1 protein-coding gene is annotated in these 1,315 nt (G+C 79.5%); it reads left to right on the top strand.

The window, feature by feature from the left end; translation table 11 throughout:
- The coding region (locus tag AB0L40_RS27865) for a CopD family protein (RefSeq protein WP_364362065.1) at positions 1-1,186 on the top strand (1,186 nt) is incomplete at its 5' end.
- Positions 1,187-1,315: the final 129 nt, after the last annotated feature.

Raw genomic sequence — 1,315 nt, forward strand, 5'->3', positions numbered from 1 at the left:
CCCGGCCGCGGCGCCGGGGGGCGGGGGGTGGGGGGAGGCGCTGCGGCCGGGCACGCTCGGCGACGTCGCCGGGACGCGCACCGGCGCCTGGTTCCTGATCACCGCGGTCGCGTCGGCGGTCCTCGCCGGCATCGCCGGGCGCGTCGTCCGCACGTCCGCGGGGCTGCGCGGGCCGGACGCCGGCTGGGCGATCGCCGCGACGGGCCTCGTCGCGCTCCTCGTCGTGGCCCCGGCGCTCGGCGGCCACGCCGTGTCCTCGTCGCCCGCCTGGGCGCTGGTGCCGATCCAGATCGTCCACGTCGCCGGGATGGGCACCTGGCTCGGCGGCCTGCTCGGGCTCGTGCTCGTCCTGCCGGCCGCGATCCGGGCCGTGCCCGACGGCCTCCCGCGCCTGGGTCTCCTGTCCGCGACCCTCCTGCGCTTCTCGCCGCTCGCGCTCGGCTCCGTCGGCGTCCTGACGCTCGCCGGCACGGGCCTCGCGATCCTGCACCTGACGACGCTCTACGACCTCACCGACACCGCCTACGGCCGCGCGATCCTCGTGAAGGTCGTGCTGCTCACTGCCGCCATCGGCGTCGCGGTCGCCCAGCGCGAGTACCTGGTGCCGCAGCTACGCCGGCTGGCGGACGGCGAGGCGCCGGCGGGGGCCGAGGACGACGACCCGCCGGCGGCGTCCGTGGTGCCGGAGGGGGACGAGGAGGACGACGCGGACGACCCGCCACGGCCGCCGTCCCCGGAGACGGCCCGCCACGTGCGCCTCGCCCTGCGGTCCGAGGTCCTCCTGCTCGTCGCCGTCCTCGCCGCGACGGGCGCGCTCGCGGGCTACGCGCCGCCGAAGTCCCTCACGTCGGGTCCCGTCGCCGTGACGCGGCAGGTCCGGGGCGTCGAGCTGCGGCTGACCGTCGACCCGGCGCGGACGGGGCGCAACGCCCTGCGGCTCACCGCCGTCGGCCGGAACGGCGCCCCGCTCCGCGGCGGGCGGGACCTGTCCGTCCGCGCGGTGCCGCCGGGCCGCTCGGGCGGCAGCGACGTGCCGGTCGACGTGCCGGTCGTCGCCGACGGCCCCGGCCGCTGGGGGGCCACGGCGGTCCCGCTCGGCACCCCCGGCGGGTGGACCGTGGAGGTCCGCCTGCGCCTGTCGGCGTTCGAGCAGGTCGAGGCCCGCTTCCCGGTGCGCGTGCGATGAGCCTGCTGCACGTCGTCCTGGGGCTCGCGCCCGCGCTGCTCCTGCTCGCGACGTTGCTGCTCGGGCGCTACCCGGGCGAGTCCGCGCTCGACCGGCTGCGCCGGGCGCGGCGCCCAGCCCGTCGTCCCC

The organism is Patulibacter sp. NPDC049589, assembly GCF_040675535.1.
In the GTDB taxonomy this organism is placed as follows: Bacteria; Actinomycetota; Thermoleophilia; order Solirubrobacterales; family Solirubrobacteraceae; genus Patulibacter.